Origin of the sequence: Leucobacter sp. Psy1 (genome assembly GCF_020096995.1) — a bacterium.
In the GTDB taxonomy this organism is placed as follows: Bacteria; Actinomycetota; Actinomycetes; order Actinomycetales; family Microbacteriaceae; genus Leucobacter.
On record NZ_CP083692.1, the window covers coordinates 902139 to 918597 of the forward strand.

Genomic DNA, 16459 nt, shown 5'->3' on the forward strand with positions numbered 1-16459 from the left:
CAACAAGCACGAAGAGGTGCAGAAGAAAGGCAATGATGTCTCATCGAATCACTCAGCGGCGCCGTTGGCTGCCGGTATTGGCCGCCACGATCGCCTCCGGAGCACTGGTGCTTTCAGGATGCACGAACGGTGCCACCGCTGACCCGTCCGAACCCTCGGATCACACACGCGAAGCCGAGTCGGGTGGCGATCTCACCATGCTCATGTACGTGCCGACTCGGAGCTTCGATCCTGCTGATGACAACACGATGGCGAGCACAGGAGACGCCACTCGTATGTCAGCCATCTACGACCTGCTATTGACGCTCGACCCGGTCACGGGGGAGGTGAGACCGCAGCTCGCCGAAAGCATGACCCCGAACGACGACGGCAGCGTGTGGACGATTGAACTGCGCGAAGGCGTCGAATTCTCCGATGGCACACCTCTCGATGCCGAGGCGGTGAAATTCACATACGAACACATCGCGGAAAAGGGTATCGCCTCCCAGGCGCGCGCGATCGAGAGCTGGAACATGGAGGTGACGAGTCCGCTCACTCTGCAGATCTCGATCCCGAACGCCAATATGCATCTCGACCGCACGGTCGCAGACTCGCTGCCCTTCATCGTGTCCCCGTCGGCCGTGAAGGCTGACCCGGAAGGCTTTTCGCGGGCACCCGTCGGTGCGGGACCGTTCGAGCTGAGCGAGTACGTGCCCGACGACTACGAGGTCTATACGGTCAACGAAAGCTACTGGCAGGAGGGGCTGCCCAAGCTCGACAGTCTGCGTTTGGAGCTGGTGCCGGACGCGGCACAGCGAATCAATACCATCGCTTCTGGAGCGGCGCATGTGCAAGCTCCGAGCGCCGACGCGGATGCCGCACTGCTCGAAAACGCCGTGAGCCAAGGGCTCTCGTATTTCGAGGTTGAGCAGAATGGCGGTGGCTGGATCTACATGAACAATGAGCGTCCCCCCTTCGACGATGAGAGGGCCCGCCGAGCGATGTATCTCGCCCTCGACCGCACTGAACTGACTCAGGTCGCTCTCGGTTCGCCTGAGGCGACGGCCATAGAAACTCTGTTCGTCGCCGACTCGCAGTACCATGAGGCCGACGTTCGATTCCCGGACCCGGACCCTGAGGAAGCGCAGCGGCTCTTCGATGAACTCGCTGCCGACGGTAAGCCGGTCGATATCAGCTATATCAACATCGCCGGCGAGGTGAACTCGCGTGCGGCACAGTTCATTCAGGCGAAGCTCGCCGAGTTCGAGAACGTGAGTGTGGAGATCGAAACGCTCGACGTGACAGCCGGACGTGAGCGCGTGTTCGTTGATCGAGACTACGACATGAGCCCGTACCCAGGCGCCTACAAATTCCCCGACCCCGAGCCCGGGCTTTACAACCTTCTCGCGACCGATGCCTTATGGAATACGACTGGATACTCGAACACAGAGGTCGACGCCGCGCTGGCGGCCGCGCGAGCGACTTCGGACCCCGAGGAACGGCGTGAGCAGTACCGCGTGGTCCAGGAGCGCTTTATGGAGGACTTGCCGGGACTCTTCACCTTCACCCCGACAATCACGGTAATAGCAGAGCCGTCGGTGACCGGGATGACGTACAACGCACGCGGGGTCGTCTCGTGGCCTGAAGTCGGATTCGCGGCAGAGTGACGAGATCCAACAGGGAGGGCCCAGATCTCGCACGCGCCCTCCTGGGGGTTCGTACGGCCACTGAGAGGACGAGAGGTGATTCGTGCTGCGACAAGTAGGAATGAGGCTGCTTCGGCTCATCCCAGTGATGGTGCTGATCACGCTTCTTGCCACAGCGGCAGTGGACTTCATGCCCGGATCGCCGGCCGTGGCGATGCTGGGCAACGAGGCAACGGCTGAGCAGGTGGCGGCGCTGACTGCGCAGATGGGGCTCGACCAGCCCTTGATCGTGCGATACATGGACTGGGTGGCCGGCGCGGCTCAAGGCAACCTGGGCACATCGATCCGGCTCGATCTGCCGGTCGCCGATGTGATCGCCCAGCGCCTGCCTGTCACGATCGAGCTCACGCTGCTGGCGCTGCTCATCGCGCTGCTGCTCTCGGTGCCCACCGCGCTTGTCGCCGGAGCCAACGTCGGCGGCTGGGTGGATCGGGTGGCCTCGACTATCTCGAGCGCGCTCATATCGCTGCCGTCGTTCGCTGCGGCGGTGATCCTGATCTATGTGCTCTCGATCCGTATCCAGGTCTTCCCGGTCAGTGGCTGGGTCCCATTCTCGCAGGATCCTCTGAGCAATCTGCAGCATGCCTTCCTGCCCGCGCTTGTTCTCGGGCTGATGGAAGCAGCCATCTTCTACCGTGTTCTCCGCAGTGATGTCATCGCTACCGTGCGCGAAACATTTGTGCTCGCAGCGCGCGCACGCGGCATGAGCAAGTCCTACGTTCTGCTGCGGCACGTGCTGCGCCCCTCGCTGTTTTCGTTGATCACGATCACCGGATTGGCGCTCGGCAGGCTGCTGGGTGGAGCGATGATCGTTGAGGTGCTCTTCGCGCTCCCAGGCCTCGGTTCAGTGCTGCTGCAGTCTGTTCCCTCTCGAGATATTCCTGTGATCCAGGGTGTTGTTCTGGTCATCGCCGTGGTCTACGTGCTGGTGAACATCGCCGTCGACCTGATCTACTCGGCGGTCGATCCCCGCGTCCGAGTGAGGAGCTCCGCATGACTCGAGAGCTGGTACCAGTCACCTCCCCAGCACCCCTTCCGATCACCAAGACGCTGTACGTGCCGCGCCGGCGAGCCCCGCTCGTCCGATTCTTGAAGCGAGCGAGCCACGTGCTCGCGATCACGTGGTTGATCCTGCTGACCGTGCTCGCTGCGACCGCGGGGTGGCTGCCGATCCCCGCGTATGACGCGGTCGTTGGTGCGCCGTTTCAGCGAATGCTCTCGCCGGATGCTCTGCTCGGAACGGATTCTATCGGTCGCAGCATCTTCTCTCGCGCGATCTTCGGCGCCCGAGCCTCCCTGACGTTCGGGCTCATCGCGGCGTCGGTCGCGCTCGTCGTCGGGGGCCTGCTCGGGCTCATTGCCGGATACTTCCGAGGGTTCATGGAGACCATCGTCGATCTCTGCTCGGAGGTCGTGCAAGCGTTCCCTGCGATGCTGTTCCTCGTCGCGATCGCCGCCGCGATCCGCCCAAGCCTCACGACGCTCACCGTGAGCGGAGCCGTGCTGATGGTGCCTGCTTTCGCGCGCATGATGAAGGGCGCCGTGCTCGCCCAGACGGGGCGCGAGTTTGTGTCGGCTGCTCGAGCCCAAGGCGCCGGACCGGTCCGGATCATGTTCCGCGAGATCCTGCCCAACACTCTGATGAGCATCGCCTCTTTCGGAATCATGATGATGGCGACCCTGATCGTTGTCGAAGGGTCTGTGAGCTTCCTCGGGTACGGGATTCCGGCGCCGCAGCCGAGCTGGGGCGGCATGGTTGCGGAGTCGCAGAGCCAGCTCGCGAGTCAACCTGCGGTGGTCATGATCCCGATCGTCTTCCTCTTCTTTACCGTGTTCGCGCTGAACGCTGTGAGTGACTGGCTGAGGTCCCGATTCGACGTAGGGCAGAACCAGATTTGAGCGCTCAGGAAAGGGTGAAGTGATGACACAAACCGCATCAGCGGTGGCTTCCGTGGACGCGTCGACGGCCGATGAACTCCTCGCAGTCGAAAACCTGAGTTGCACGCTCGCATCACCGCGGGGTGCGTTGCGCATCGTCGACGGTGTCTCGTTCAAGCTACGTCGCGGTGAAACCCTCGGCATCGCAGGGGAATCGGGGTCAGGCAAGAGCATGCTCACGCGCTCGCTCATGCGGATCGCACCCCGGGCTGCCGAACTCACCGGCAGCGTACGTTTCGACGGCATCGATCTCCTGAGACTCCCTCTCAGTCGCATGGGAGGCTACCTCGGTCCCCAGATGGCGATGGTGTTTCAGGACCCAATGACCGCGCTCAACCCGGTGGTACCGATCGGACGCCAGATCACCGAGGGCCCGCGTCGGCATATGGGCCTGTCAAGAACGGAGGCGAAGGCCCGTGCTCTGGAACTGCTCGACCTGGTGCGGATCCCCGAATCGCGGAAGCGGATGCGGCAATACCCGCATGAGCTGTCGGGAGGGATGCGCCAGCGCGTCATGATCGCCATCGCACTCGCCTGTGATCCGCAACTTCTCATCGCCGATGAAGCGACCACCGCGCTGGATGTGACGGTGCAGAAGCAGATTCTCGACCTGTTGCAGGATATTCAGGCGGAACGCCGCATGGCAGTCATTATGGTGAGCCACGACCTTGGTGTTCTCGCGGGCCGCACCGACCGCACGATAGTGATGTATGGCGGGCGCGTCATGGAATCGGCATCGACTCGAGAGCTCTTCACCAAAAACCGGCATCAGTACACAAACGCCCTGCTTGACGCGATCCCGCAGATGGATCAACCACGGCACACGCTGTTGCGGGCGATTCCCGGCGTGCCTCCGGATCCCGCGGCAGTGCTTGCCGGGTGTCGCTTCGCACCCCGCTGCAACGCCGCGATCGAGCGTTGCCACACAGAGATCCCGCGGTTGGAACCGACCGCGTCCGGCTCAGATCATCACTACGCCTGCTACGTGCCCGTCAACAGAGACGAGAGGGGAATCGCATGACCAAGACCGACATTCCGTCAGACCCCGCGGTCTCCGTCGATTCGGAGGAGGTGGTGCTCGAAGTCGATGAGCTCGTGCAGCAGTTCTCTGTGCCTGGGGGTGTAGTGCACGCCGTAGATGGAGTGAGCTTCAAGCTGCGCCGGGGTGAAACCCTCGGGCTCGTCGGCGAATCGGGCTGCGGCAAGTCGACGCTTGCCCGCACCCTGGTGCGGTTGCAGCGGCCCAAGAGCGGTTCTATCAGGTTGCTGGGTCGAGAGCTCACTTCGATGCCGAGACGACAGCTGCGACGGATGCTCGCACGAATGCAGATGATCTTTCAAGATCCGATCTCTTCGCTCAATCCGCGTCGCAAGACTCGTGACATCGTTGCCGAGGGGTTGCGGATCCATGGCGCAGAGCGCACCAGGATCCCCTCGCGTGCGCGTGAGGTCATGGGAGAAGTTGGCCTCGATCCCGATACGATGTCGGGCAGGCGCCCCGGCGACTTCTCAGGAGGACAATGCCAGCGCATTGCGATCGCCCGAGCGATGGCGCCGTCTCCCGATGTGCTGATCTGCGATGAGCCCGTATCGGCACTCGATGTTTCGGTGCAGGCCCAAGTCCTCAACCTGCTCGAGCGCATGCGTCAAGAGCATGGGCTGGGCATGCTCTTCATTTCGCACGACCTTTCGGTCGTCCGGAATGTGAGCGATCGTGTGGCGGTGATGTACCTTGGCAAGATCGTTGAGATCGGCGATACCGATGGCGTGTACCGCACTCCCGCCCACCCGTATTCGCGGGCGCTCATCGCCTCTGTTCCGGCGCCTGGAGCTCCGTCACTTCCGAAAGATGCCGAGCTGAGAGGAGAACTGCCGTCTCCCATGAACCCGCCGAGCGGATGCCGCTTCCGTACGCGCTGCCCCCTGGCAAGCGACCGCTGCTCAACCGAGGTTCCGGAATTACGGGAGGTCTCGCCGGGAAGGCGAGTGGCGTGTCACCACCCACTCATTGATGCACCCGAGCCGCAGAGAGCGTTACCGGGGGTGCAGGCATGAGCGGCGCTGAGCTCCAGAATGGCGGGGACGCACTGCTCGTGACAGTGCGCGACATCGACACGTCCGTGGTGGGGGTGCGCCGAGTGCGTATGGAGCGGATTGACGCACAGGCGGCACCGTCTTGGACGCCGGGAACGCACATCGATCTGGAATTGCCGAACGGTCTCGTCCGGCACTACTCCCTCTGCGGAGACCTCGACGAGACCGAGTTCCTGGAGATCGCCGTGCTGCTGGAAGACGAGAGTCGTGGAGGATCCTCCTATATGCACAACGCCCTGCGGGTCGGGGACGAACTGCGAATCACGGGGATGCGAAATCATTTCAATTTCGATGCCGATATCGAGAGGGCGGTGCTCATCGCCGGAGGTATCGGGATCACACCGCTCCTCTCGATGATCGCCGCGCTGAGCGAACGAGGTGTTCCCTGGAGTCTCCACTATGCGGGGCGCAGCCGCGATCGCATGGCCTACTTGCAGGAACTGACCGAACGGTACGGCGAGCGGGTGGTGACGTACATATCGAGTGAGGGGCCGCGCCTGGATCTCGCAGACATGGCCGCGTCGGCCGGTGGAGGCACCGTCTTCTACGCTTGCGGGCCAGATCGAATGCTCGTGGACGTCGAAGCGATCGTCGGCCCCGTCGCTTCAGATCGGTTACGCGTCGAGCGGTTCCGTCCGCGGGAGGAAGCGGGTGCAACGGTGAACGCGGCGTTCACGGTCGAGCTTGCGGAGAGTGGCGTCGAAGTCGAAGTGCCTTCGGACCGCTCGATCCTCGACGTGGTGCGAGAAGCGGGGGTTGATGTGCCGTCCTCATGCGAGGAGGGAACCTGTGGTACGTGCGAGACGACTGTACTGGAGGGCGACCCCGATCACCGGGACAGCGTACTGAGCGAACTGGAGCGAGAAATGGGAGATTGCATGATGATCTGCGTCTCACGTTCCTGCGGGCGGAAGATCGTGCTTGATTTGTGAAGCTGAAGTGTGTTTGAAGCAATCAAAGCACTGCTTGATTGATGTTTCTGGGCCAGGGAGACTGAAGGAACTAGAAACGAGTGCTCGATGACGAGCAGAGAAGAGGACTCCGAGATGGCCCGAGGAACCCCCCACTTCGACTACTCGATCATCGACGTCGACGTACACCAGCGCTGGCGCCAGAGCGACGAGGTGCTTGAGACCCTGCCGGAGAAATGGCGCAGTTACGCCGAAAGCCGCACGGGCGGTCGCATGACAGCGCTCGTGCCCGCGGGGTTGACCTACCCGTTCCACCGCGGGGTCAACAAACGCCTGGAGGCCCTGCCTGAGGACGGTCGCGGCACCTCGTTCGCGCTCATGAAGGAGCAGTATCTCGACAAGTACCCTTCGGTGGAAGCGGTAAACCTCACGTTCGACATTGGGCAGGAGATGGCTCAACGGAATCCCGAGTTCAGCGCTGCCCTGGCGACAGCCATGAATGATTGGGTCGTGCGCACTTGGCTGACCTATGACGAGCGGATGCGCACCGCGATCGTCGTGCCGCCGGAGTTGCCGGACCGGGCGGTCGCAGAAATCGAGCGCATGGCGCCTCACGCCCAGGTGACCGGCGTGCTCATCGCTTGGAACCCCTTTGGGAAGCCGCTCGGCCACCCTGTGTACGACCCGATCTGGCGCGCGGCAGAAGAAGCCGGGTTGCCGATCATCATTCACGGAGCGGCGGGAGAGACCGAGGGAGGCCTCGCGCACACGGCTGCGGGCGGAATTCCAGGCTCTCGTCTGGAATGGCATACTCTGCTGCAGCAGCCGACTCTCGCGCACCTCGCGAGTTTCGTCGCCCAAGGGACGTTCGAGAAATTCCCGAACCTCAAAGTGCTGGTCGTCGAGACGGGGCTCGCATGGATCCCCAACTTCTTCTGGCGCCTCGACGCGGTGCGGACCGAGATGGGTGCCGAGAGTGACTGGGTGCGTCGATTGCCGAGCGAGTACCTCCGCGAGCATGTGAAGTTCAGTACTCAGCCCTTTGAACTGACCCCGCGCAAGGAGCAGCTCGTAGAGCTCTTCGAAGCTTTCGGAGGCATGGAGGATCTGCTGTGCTTCTCGAGCGATTACCCGCACTGGGATGCTGACGACCCCTTCTACGTATCGAGCCGCCTTCCGAAGGAGTGGTTACCGAAGCTGTTCTCCGAAAATGCGAGATCGATGCTGCGTCTTCGGCCCGCCGCCGTTCGAGGGAGCGAAGTCGCGTGAGCGAGGGAATCGACATCGGAGCATGGGAGGATTTCCCGGATCGTCAGCTGGTGAGCGTCGAACTGGGAGGCATGGAACTCGGAGTGTGCCGCTGGGGTGAGCGGATCTATGCGTTCCGGAACTCCTGCCCGCATGAGGGTGCACCGCTCTGCGCTGGATTCCTGCAGAAGCGTCTGACCGCCGAGGCATACGCGACCCCGGGAGAGCCTGACGTCTCGCTGAGTGTGGACGAGGAGACTCCTGTGGTGCTGTGCCCCTGGCACCGGTGGGAGTTCCAGCTCGAGGACGGTGCCGCTGCAGCCCCCGGGTTCCGCATGCGCACGTACCGCGTACGGCGAGAGGCCGGACGCGTGCTGTTGACTCTCGGAAGGAAGTGACGAAAATGTCCGCACCGGAAAGCTTTGATTCGCGGTCAGTGATCGATACGGCCGTGCACCACCACTGGGCCTCGCAGCTCGATGTCACCGACTACATGGATGCGGGCTGGCGTGAGCACCTGGGAGTGCCCGGAAGTCTTCCGGGTGGCGCGGGAGCCATGCACATCCTCCCCGCGACGGCTTATCGACGACCGGGAGGCGACTACGTCGAAGGCTCGGTTGCCGACCCCACTGCGCCGGCAGCCTCGGACCCCGAGCGAACCGTCGAACGGATTTTTGGAAGCGGCCAGACTTCGCGCGCGATTCTCTCCCATGATCGAGGGATGTTCATTCCCAGCGTCCCGAACGCCTACCGCGCTGCCGCGCTCGCGCGCGCTATGAATGAATGGACCGCGGACCGGTGGTTTGCCATGGACGAGCGTTTCTGCGGATTGATCCTCGCGGCCAACCAGACTCCGGTGCAAGCGGCGCAGGAGATTCGTCGGGCGGGTGAGAATGACCGTATGGTAGGTGTACTCATGGCGGCGAACGGTATGAACAAACCATTCGGGCATCCCGCATACCACCCCATTTACGAGGCTGCGGCCGAGCTCGACCTGCCCGTTGTGCTGCACGCCGGAGGAGATCAGGGCTCCGACACGCTGACACACCCGACCGCCGGAGGTCTTCCCTCAACCTTCGCTGAGGTGGCTGCCTTGTCGTATAGCCCGATGATGACTCACGTGCAGAGCATGATCGTGCAGGGGGTGTTCGAGAAGTACCCGAGCCTCCGCCTTTTCATTTCGGGGGTCGGTGTGGCCTGGGTGCCAGGCCTTTTCTTCCGCCTCGACGTGAACTGGCGGGGGCTGCGGCGCGAGGTGCCCTGGGTGCGCAGACTGCCCAGCGAGTACTTCCGCGAGCACTTCCGCATCGGGAGTTGGCCGTTCGATCGTGCTCCGGAGGTTGACGGCGCCGACCGGGTGATTCGCGCGCTCGAAGCCTTCGGGGGCATGGACGACCTCATCTGTTACGCTTCCGGGTTTCCGTCGTGGGATTGCGACTCCGTCGACGACGTCGCCTCGCGTGTGCCGGTGGAATGGCGTCAAAAGGTGTTCACCGATAACGCTCTGGAGTGGTTCCGTTGGCCGGAACGGACGCGTCGTCCGACAGAGGAGCCAACGGTCGCAGTGGGAGAGATGCCGGTGACCGGAGAGCTCGGGGACCCGAGTCGGCGTAGCTACGACACCGAGGACGGGCGGGAGATCGAGTGGGTGCCGGCTGGGGATTGAGTGCGGCGGGTGCCGCGCCACGTGACTGGGCCGAGCTCGAGGTGGCAGTCCGGGAGATTGGACCAGAGGTCGGGCCGGAGACGATCCAGCGCTCGGGGGGTCTGTTGGCGCCACTGCATGCAGTCGATCCTGACGATGACTCGGTGGTGAAGGAACTCGATGTTTCATACGGCCCGTATCCCGAGCAAGCGGTCGACCTGTATCTTCCTGCGTTCGCTGCCCCGAGGGGAGTGGTGATGTATGTGCACGGTGGTGCGTTCGTCGGCGGTGCCCGGCGGCGCCCCGGTAGCCCGTACCATGGCAACATCGGTCGGTGGGCTGCGCGCCACGGCTGGGTCGGAGCGTTAATCGGTCATCGCCTCGCTCCAGCGGCGCAGTGGCCTGCTGCTGCGGAAGACGTTGCGCTGGCAATTGACTGGTGCAATGACCGATTTCGAACTCCCGACGGTGCGCCGATTCCCGTGCACCTCGTGGGCAATTCGTCAGGCGCCGTCCACGCCGCGGCCTACACCGTCGGTGGACCAGGGTTCGCAGCTGCTGACCCCGCGCCCGCATCTCTCTCACTGGTGTCAGGCATCTACGATCTTCCCGCCTTCGGCTCAGAGCGTTTGAGACCCTACTTCGGGGCCCAGTCTGACGTGGTCACCGAATGGGACCTGTGCTCGCGACTCGCGAGACATCAAAGCCCGGTGCTGTTTGCTGTCGGAGAGTATGACACTCCGGACGCGCAGGACCAGCTGCGCACTGTGATGCGGACGTACTCAGAGATAGGTGGAGTCATGCCTCATTCCGTTTGGGCGCGCGCTGCGAACCACTTCACCACTGTTCACGCGATTGGCACACCCTTCGATGCCCTTGGCCCGGTGCTCTTGAGGTTCTTCGATGACGCGTCGCGCACCTATTCCAACATTGAAGATGATCGGGAGTTCCCTCGAGAAAGAGCCTGATTTCGAGAGGGAAACCGCGAATCTGCCTGTCGTGGTGACGGGTCACGTACGACGGAGTCAGGGGGATCCTCTTATGTACGACCTCGCGCCCGCACTGCGAGCAGCGCGCAGCCGACCACGGCCATGCCGCCGATCACCGTGTGCCACCCGATCTCCTCGCCGAGCAGCAGGCCGGCCCAGACCAGGCTCATCACCGGCTGACTGAGCTGCACCTGGCTGACCTGCGCCATAGGGCCGATCGCGAGGCCCCGGTACCAGGCGAAGAATCCGAGGAACATGCTGACGATCGCGAGGTAGGCGAATGCGCTCCACTCGAGCGGAGTGGCAGTCGGCGGGTGCTGGATAACGGCGACGGCGGTCAGCAAGATCATGAGCGGCGAGGCGAGGATCAGTGCCCACGAGATCGTCTGCCATGACCCGAGTGTGCGTGCGAGCAGCCCGCCCTCGGCGTACCCGATCGCGCACGCCACGACAGCGGCGAAGAGCAGCAGGTCGGAAGCGCTGAGCCCGACGAATCCGCTGCCTTGGACGAGAGCGAAGCTCACGGCGGCGACCGCACCGAGGGTGGCGGCGACCCAGAATGCGCGGGAGGGACGCTCACCCGTGCGGAGCACCGCGCACACGGCGGTGACTGCCGGCAGCACCGCGATGACCACGGCACCGTGACCTGCCGGTGCGGTGGTCAATGCGAACGAGGTGAGTAGCGGGAAGCCGACTACGGCACCACCCGCCACGACCGCCACCTGCCCCCATTGCGCCCCGCGGGGTGGTCGGGAGCGGGTGACCAAGAGCACGATCGCCGCGAGCAGCGCCGCGACCGCTCCTCGGCCGGCGCCCACGAAGAGGGGCGGGAGGTGGTCGTGCTCCACCGCGACGCGGGTGAGGGGCACCGTGAACGAGAAGGCGGTGACCCCCAGGAGTCCCCACCAGAGACCGGCTCGGGTGCGGGGTAGCAGTCGTCGAATTTCGAGAGTAGCGGTACTATGTTGCTTCATGACCGATAGTAGCAGTGATCGGATCGCCGCCGCGCTCCGTGCCCGGATCGCCGCGGCGACACCGGGGACCCGGCTGCCCTCAACGCGCGCGCTCGTAGCGGAGCACGGGGCGAGTCCGGTAACGGTGCAGCGGGCGCTTCGCACACTCATCGCGCAGGGGGTGATCGAGTCCCGCCAGGGCGTCGGCACGTTCGTGCGCGAGGTTCGCGCCGCGCGTCCGCACGACTACGGGTGGCAGACCGCGGCACTCGGCCCGATCGAGCATCGGCTCCCCGGGATGACGGCCGCGATGCGCACGGCGCCGAACGATGTCATCGCGTTGCACTCCGGGTACCCGGACCGTGAACTCCTGCCGGAGCGCCTCGTCCGCGCCGCACTCACCCGCGCAGCTCGCAGCGATGCAGTGGTGGGGCGCGCCCCCGCCGCGGGCCTCCCGGAGCTTCAGTCCTGGTTCGCGACGGAACTCGGATCCGGTACCCCGAACGGGGTCATGCCTCCCGCCGAGAGCGACGTCGTCATCGTTCCCGGCAGTCAGAGCGGGCTCAGCACTCTCTTCCGAGCGCTGGTCGGTGCAGGCAGACCCCTCCTCATCGAATCGCCGACCTACTGGGGCGCTATCCTGGCCGCCGCGCAGGTGGGCGTGCAACTCATCCCGGTTCCCAGCGGACCGCACGGGCCCGACCCCGACGAGCTCGACCGGGCGTTCGCGCAGACCGGTGCCCGGGCCTTCTACGCGCAGCCGAACTTCGCGAACCCGACCGGCGCGCAGTGGTCGGCGACGCTCGCGGATCGAGTGCTCGACACGGTGCGCGCGCACGGGGCCTTCCTGATCGAGGATGATTGGGCGCACGACTTCGGGATCACCGCTGCCGCCGCTCCGCTCGCGGCGCGGGAGGACGGCGGTCATGTCGTGTACGTCAGGTCGCTGACCAAGAGCGTGTCGCCGGCGCTGCGGGTGGCCGGCCTGATCGCGCGGGGACCCGCGCGCGACCGGATCCTGGCCGACACCCAGGCCCACTCGATGTATGTGAGCGGGGTGCTGCAGCGCGCCGCTCTCGATGTGGTGACCCAACCCGCGTGGCGCACGCACCTGCGGTCGCTGCGCTCCCAGCTCGCCTCGCGCCGCGACCTGCTCGTCGACGCGCTGCGCACCCACGCACCGTCGGCGCACCTCGAAGCGGTACCGGCGGGGGGACTGAACCTGTGGCTGCGGTTGCCCGACATCACCGACCTCGCCGAATTCGCGCGGGCCTGCGAGGATCGTGGCGTCATTCTTGCCGGAGGCGATGCATGGTTCCCGGCCGAACCGACTGGCAAGTATCTCAGGCTGAACTACTCCGGCCCGAACCCGGGCGCATTCCCCGAGGCAGCCCGGGTGCTCGGCGAACTGATTGCAGAAACGACGAGCTGAATCTCCGGGGAATTCACCGAGATGGGCACTCGCGGGGCCTCCCTCGATACGGTGTGCGGGCATATCGTGGACGCATGGACAGTCGAGCCGATGTACGTGAGTTCCTCGCGTCCCGTAGGGCTCGCGTGACCTCGGTGCAGGTCGGCCTTCCGGCCGGCACGTACCGCCCCTCACTGTCGTCGGCGGGGTGCCGGCGCGCGTGATCCGTGAACTCGAGAAAGGAAACTGATTCGCATGAGCATTCTGAACGAGACTTACACTCTGACCGGAGGCCTGGAGATCCCGAAGCTCGGGCTCGGCACCTGGTTCATCGACGACGGCCGGGCAGGCGAAGCTGTCGCGGCGGCGATCCGGATCGGTTACCGCAACATCGACACCGCTCAGGCGTACGGCAACGAGCGTGGTGTCGGAGAGGGCGTCCGCGCCTCAGACGTCGCGCGCGAGGAGCTCTTCGTCTCGACGAAGCTCGCCGCCGAGATCAAGGAATACGACGAGGCGGTCGCCGCCATCGACGAGTCGCTCGCGAAGCTCGACATCGGGTACATCGATCTCATGCTCATCCACGCTCCGCAGCCGTGGGCGGACTTCCGCGGCGGCGACTACTCCGAGGGGAACCTGGCTGCGTGGCGGGCGCTCGAGGAGGCGCATCAGGCGGGCAAGATCCGCACGATCGGGGTATCGAACTTCCTGCAGCAGGATCTCGAGAACATCATCGAGCACGGCGAGGTAACGCCGAGCGTCAATCAGATCCTCGTGCACGCAGGAAACACCCCGACCGACCTGATCGAGTACTGCCGCGACCGGGGCATCCTTATCGAGGCCTACTCGCCGATCGCGCATGGCGCCATTCTCGATAATCCCCAGGTAGCGGCTATCGCCGAGAAGTACGGGGTCAGCGTGCCGCAGCTGTGCATCCGGTACACGCTGCAGCTCGGCACGGTATCGCTGCCGAAGACCGGAAACCCCGACCACATGCGATCGAACGCTCAGGTCGACTTCGAGATCTCGGACGCCGACATGGAGGCGCTGCGAGAGCTCGACGAACGGGACTACGGCGAGCACTCGAAGTTCCCGGTGTACCGCGACAAATGACACTTCCTGAGATGTACGGCTCAGTCATGCGAAGATGACGGCATGACTGAGCCGCTCGACGAAGGGCCCTTCTTTCACGGGACTCGGGCTCAGCTGCGCGCCGGAGACCTGTTGACGGCGGGGTACAACTCGAACTACCGGCCCGAGATCGTGATGAATCACGTCTACTTCACTGCGCTGTCCGACGGAGCCGGGCTCGCGGCCGAAATCGCAGCGCTCGAGGGGATCCCGCACGTCTACGAGGTCGAGCCGACGGGCGCGTTCGAGAACGATCCGAACGTCACGGACAAGAAGTTCCCTGGCAATCCCACGCGGTCGTATCGGAGCAGGGAACCGCTCAGGGTGGTGCGTGAGGTTACCGAGTGGACGCGACTGGCCCCCGAGGCGCTGCACGCATGGCGGGAGCGCCTCGCCGCGCTCCGTTCGGACCCCGACGCGGAGATCATCAACTGATCTGCTGGAGCGGTGCGGGTGTCGCCTCGGGGTTACTCACGTCAGGATCAGGCGTAGGCGGCGGCGAAGTCGCTGTTCGGCGCGATTGGCTGGATCACATCGAGGAGCACGCCGTCCGGCGCCGCGAGGATGAAGTGTCGCTGCCCGAAGTCCTCGTCGCGCAGCGCTTGGACGACCTCGACCGCCGGGTTCGTGGTGAGGCGATCGTGCAGGGCGTCGACGTCGTCGACCTCGAGGTTCACGAGTACCCCGCTCGGGAGCGATCGATATGCCTCGGGGATGGTGGGGTGATCGTGCGCCAGGATCGCCAGTTCGAAGGCGCCGGTGCGCGTGCTGATGTACCAGTCGGACTCGAACGTCGTCTCGAACTCGAGAAGCTCCCGGTAGAACGTCGCGGCAGCGGCGACGTCCTGCGACATGAGGACGGGGTAGAAGCTCGTGGTGGGCATCGGTCTCTCCTTTACGTACACTGAGTATGTAACACTGCCCAGGATACATACGCTCTGTACGTAAAGGAAGCCCCGCATGCCTCGTGCGACCGCAGCCGCTGCTGCTCTCACTGCCGATCGGATTCTCGAGGCGGCGACCGAGCTGTTCGCGAACCGGGGCTTCGCGGAGATTTCGCTCGACGATGTCGCCCGGGCCGCGGAGGTGACCAGGGGCGCCGTGTACCACCACTATCGGAGTAAGACAGGACTTTTCGAGGCAGTCGTAGAGCGGTTGCAGTCCGAGGTCGCCGACGCCGTCGTCGCAGCGGCGGAACGCGCGGGGGACTCGCCGGAGGATCAACTCTGCGCCGGATCCCACGCCTTTCTCGACGCGATCACGTCGGGGTCCGCGGCACGGACGCTGCTCATCGACGCTCCCGCGGTCATCGGTTGGCAGGAATGGCGCCGGCTCGATGTCGAGCATTCGGCGGCGCACCTCCGCGACGCGCTCAGGGATGCCGGAGTCTCATCTGACCAGCTCGAGGCGACGACCGCGCTGCTCTCGGGAGCCATGAATGAGACGGCCGTCTGGATTATGCAGCAGGAGGATGCGGGATCCGCGCGAGCGCAGGCGCACCGCGCGCTCGATGGGCTGCTCGGCGCTTATGTCTCAGTCGACCCCGCTTCGAGCTGATCCAGCAGGTCGACCGCGGCGCTCATGTAGCCACTGATCCAGCGGTCGTGGAGGCGCTTGATCGGCAGGGGAGCAAGGGAGAGGTGGCGTTCGCGTCCCGCCTTCCGTCCGGTCACGAGTTCCGCATCCTCGAGTACGCGGGGGTGCTGGAGGACGGTCGTGCGATCCAGGTCGGACAGGTGCCCGCAAAGCGCGCCCGTCGTGAGGGATGAAACCCGCAGCGCGTCGAGCATTCTGCGCCGTACGGGTGACGCGAGCGCCTTGAACACCCGATCATCGTCGGAGTCATTGTCGCTCACAGGTACTTCACCACTGGCGGGGCGCGAGGCCGGCTCGAGGGCGCGAAGATGGCGTTCGGCAACCGCGAGGGTTGGACCGGCATGCTCGCAGCACTGAAAGTCTGGCTGGAGCACGGCATCGACCTGCGCGAGGGCTTCTACCGCTGAGGCTACGATAATCACGTGTCCCCACTCGATACGCTCGCGATGATCGGCGAGATCATCTCGTGGATCGGCCTCGGTGCCGGCATCCCGCTGCTGATCGTCGCGGAGATCATTCGGGGCGTCCGGGTGCGGTGGATCCCGATCGAGATCACGGTCGTCCGGATTGGTGTCTCGCTCAGCGCGCGCTGGTCCGCGGGTGGGGATCACTGGGAACGGCCGGTGCGACTCGACGAGGCCGGTATCGACGAAGGCGTCTACCCCGGCGAAGTGCATCGGCGGAGGCCGGATCTCGCGCGGTTCTCCGCGCCGTCGACGGCTCAGAAGACGTGTCTCATCACGGGCGGAGTACTCACCGGGGCAGGGGTGCTCGGGTTCGTCGCCTCGTGGATCCCGGCGCTCGTCTGACTTGATCTTCCGGCCGTCGATCTGGTCGTGACCCGATTCCAGTGCATAC

Annotated in this window: 18 protein-coding genes; 15 read left to right on the plus strand and 3 right to left on the minus strand. The window is 64.7% G+C overall.

What is annotated here, in order from left to right:
* Positions 1-32: 32 nt before the first annotated feature.
* From K8P10_RS04180 to K8P10_RS04225, 10 genes are all read left to right on the plus strand, one after another.
* The gene (locus K8P10_RS04180) at positions 33-1646 is read left to right on the plus strand and encodes an ABC transporter substrate-binding protein (RefSeq protein WP_224780547.1); all 1614 of its coding nucleotides are present in this window, start codon (positions 33-35) and stop codon (positions 1644-1646) included.
* Between the two features lie 100 nt (positions 1647-1746).
* Positions 1747-2682: an ABC transporter permease gene (locus K8P10_RS04185; protein WP_224780548.1), complete on the plus strand. Its 936-nt coding sequence runs from the start codon at positions 1747-1749 to the stop codon at positions 2680-2682.
* Complete coding sequence (locus tag K8P10_RS04190; RefSeq protein ID WP_224780549.1) at positions 2679-3584, plus strand: ABC transporter permease; 906 nt, start codon at positions 2679-2681, stop codon at positions 3582-3584. Before K8P10_RS04185 ends, K8P10_RS04190 begins: the two co-directional genes overlap by 4 nt.
* Before the next feature lie 22 nt (positions 3585-3606).
* On the plus strand, positions 3607-4644 hold the full coding sequence (locus K8P10_RS04195; RefSeq protein WP_224780550.1) for an ABC transporter ATP-binding protein: 1038 nt from the start codon (positions 3607-3609) through the stop codon (positions 4642-4644).
* Entirely contained in the window at positions 4641-5678 is a 1038-nt protein-coding gene (locus tag K8P10_RS04200; RefSeq protein ID WP_224780551.1) for an ABC transporter ATP-binding protein, read from the plus strand. The genes K8P10_RS04195 and K8P10_RS04200 overlap by 4 nt, the downstream gene beginning before the upstream one ends.
* Positions 5679-5722: 44 nt before the next feature.
* Positions 5723-6649 (plus strand): PDR/VanB family oxidoreductase, encoded by a 927-nt coding sequence (locus tag K8P10_RS04205; RefSeq protein WP_224780552.1) that lies wholly within the window; start codon positions 5723-5725, stop codon positions 6647-6649.
* Positions 6650-6736: 87 nt separating this feature from the next.
* The gene (locus K8P10_RS04210) at positions 6737-7897 is read left to right on the plus strand and encodes an amidohydrolase family protein (protein ID WP_224780553.1); all 1161 of its coding nucleotides are present in this window, start codon (positions 6737-6739) and stop codon (positions 7895-7897) included.
* Complete coding sequence (locus K8P10_RS04215; RefSeq protein WP_224780554.1) at positions 7894-8274, plus strand: Rieske 2Fe-2S domain-containing protein; 381 nt, start codon at positions 7894-7896, stop codon at positions 8272-8274. The genes K8P10_RS04210 and K8P10_RS04215 overlap by 4 nt, the downstream gene beginning before the upstream one ends.
* Before the next feature lie 5 nt (positions 8275-8279).
* A complete protein-coding gene (locus tag K8P10_RS04220; protein WP_224780555.1) occupies positions 8280-9542 on the plus strand; it encodes an amidohydrolase family protein in 1263 nt (420 codons plus the stop codon).
* 143 nt (positions 9543-9685) lie between these two features.
* On the plus strand, positions 9686-10489 hold the full coding sequence (locus K8P10_RS04225) for an alpha/beta hydrolase fold domain-containing protein (RefSeq protein ID WP_224780556.1): 804 nt from the start codon (positions 9686-9688) through the stop codon (positions 10487-10489).
* A 71-nt stretch (positions 10490-10560) separates the two neighbouring features.
* On the opposite strand, the gene K8P10_RS04230 is transcribed toward K8P10_RS04225, so the two are convergent.
* On the minus strand, positions 10561-11484 hold the full coding sequence (locus K8P10_RS04230; RefSeq protein WP_224780557.1) for a DMT family transporter: 924 nt from the start codon (positions 11482-11484) through the stop codon (positions 10561-10563).
* Between K8P10_RS04230 and K8P10_RS04235 the strand changes: the two genes are divergently transcribed.
* The 3 genes from K8P10_RS04235 to arr all read left to right on the plus strand — a co-directional run bounded on the left by K8P10_RS04235 (position 11483) and on the right by arr (position 14440).
* Positions 11483-12895 (plus strand): PLP-dependent aminotransferase family protein, encoded by a 1413-nt coding sequence (locus tag K8P10_RS04235; protein ID WP_224780558.1) that lies wholly within the window; start codon positions 11483-11485, stop codon positions 12893-12895. The two genes, K8P10_RS04230 and K8P10_RS04235, sit on opposite strands and share 2 nt — an antisense overlap.
* 234 nt (positions 12896-13129) lie before the next feature.
* Positions 13130-13987 carry an aldo/keto reductase gene (locus K8P10_RS04240; RefSeq protein WP_224780559.1) on the plus strand — a complete coding sequence of 286 codons (858 nt, stop codon included), beginning with the start codon at positions 13130-13132 and terminating at the stop codon, positions 13985-13987.
* A 42-nt stretch (positions 13988-14029) separates the two neighbouring features.
* Positions 14030-14440: an NAD(+)--rifampin ADP-ribosyltransferase gene (gene arr / locus K8P10_RS04245; RefSeq protein WP_224780560.1), complete on the plus strand. Its 411-nt coding sequence runs from the start codon at positions 14030-14032 to the stop codon at positions 14438-14440.
* Between the two features lie 47 nt (positions 14441-14487).
* Here arr and K8P10_RS04250 read toward each other — a convergent pair whose 3' ends face one another.
* A complete protein-coding gene (locus K8P10_RS04250) occupies positions 14488-14889 on the minus strand; it encodes a VOC family protein (RefSeq protein ID WP_224780561.1) in 402 nt (133 codons plus the stop codon).
* A 76-nt stretch (positions 14890-14965) separates the two neighbouring features.
* Here K8P10_RS04250 and K8P10_RS04255 point away from each other — a divergent pair, with 76 nt between their 5' ends.
* Positions 14966-15562 carry a TetR/AcrR family transcriptional regulator gene (locus K8P10_RS04255; RefSeq protein WP_224780562.1) on the plus strand — a complete coding sequence of 199 codons (597 nt, stop codon included), beginning with the start codon at positions 14966-14968 and terminating at the stop codon, positions 15560-15562.
* On the opposite strand, the gene K8P10_RS04260 is transcribed toward K8P10_RS04255, so the two are convergent.
* A complete protein-coding gene (locus K8P10_RS04260; protein ID WP_224780563.1) occupies positions 15532-15861 on the minus strand; it encodes a helix-turn-helix transcriptional regulator in 330 nt (109 codons plus the stop codon). The two genes, K8P10_RS04255 and K8P10_RS04260, sit on opposite strands and share 31 nt — an antisense overlap.
* Positions 15862-16023: 162 nt before the next feature.
* On the opposite strand from K8P10_RS04260, the gene K8P10_RS04270 reads away from it, so the two are divergent.
* Positions 16024-16410 carry a hypothetical protein gene (locus tag K8P10_RS04270; RefSeq protein ID WP_224780564.1) on the plus strand — a complete coding sequence of 129 codons (387 nt, stop codon included), beginning with the start codon at positions 16024-16026 and terminating at the stop codon, positions 16408-16410.
* Positions 16411-16459: the final 49 nt, after the last annotated feature.

Coding starts and splice junctions, on each gene's coding strand:
- K8P10_RS04180 (WP_224780547.1), top strand. CDS start 33: ATGATGTCTCATCGAATCACTCAGCGGCGCCGTTGGCTGCCGGTATTG.
- K8P10_RS04185 (WP_224780548.1), top strand. CDS start 1,747: ATGAGGCTGCTTCGGCTCATCCCAGTGATGGTGCTGATCACGCTTCTT.
- K8P10_RS04190 (WP_224780549.1), top strand. CDS start 2,679: ATGACTCGAGAGCTGGTACCAGTCACCTCCCCAGCACCCCTTCCGATC.
- K8P10_RS04195 (WP_224780550.1), top strand. CDS start 3,607: ATGACACAAACCGCATCAGCGGTGGCTTCCGTGGACGCGTCGACGGCC.
- K8P10_RS04200 (WP_224780551.1), top strand. CDS start 4,641: ATGACCAAGACCGACATTCCGTCAGACCCCGCGGTCTCCGTCGATTCG.
- K8P10_RS04210 (WP_224780553.1), top strand. CDS start 6,737: ATGACGAGCAGAGAAGAGGACTCCGAGATGGCCCGAGGAACCCCCCAC.
- K8P10_RS04220 (WP_224780555.1), top strand. CDS start 8,280: ATGTCCGCACCGGAAAGCTTTGATTCGCGGTCAGTGATCGATACGGCC.
- K8P10_RS04235 (WP_224780558.1), top strand. CDS start 11,483: ATGACCGATAGTAGCAGTGATCGGATCGCCGCCGCGCTCCGTGCCCGG.
- K8P10_RS04230 (WP_224780557.1), bottom strand. CDS start 11,484: ATGAAGCAACATAGTACCGCTACTCTCGAAATTCGACGACTGCTACCC.
- K8P10_RS04240 (WP_224780559.1), top strand. CDS start 13,130: ATGAGCATTCTGAACGAGACTTACACTCTGACCGGAGGCCTGGAGATC.
- arr (WP_224780560.1), top strand. CDS start 14,030: ATGACTGAGCCGCTCGACGAAGGGCCCTTCTTTCACGGGACTCGGGCT.
- K8P10_RS04250 (WP_224780561.1), bottom strand. CDS start 14,889: ATGCCCACCACGAGCTTCTACCCCGTCCTCATGTCGCAGGACGTCGCC.
- K8P10_RS04255 (WP_224780562.1), top strand. CDS start 14,966: ATGCCTCGTGCGACCGCAGCCGCTGCTGCTCTCACTGCCGATCGGATT.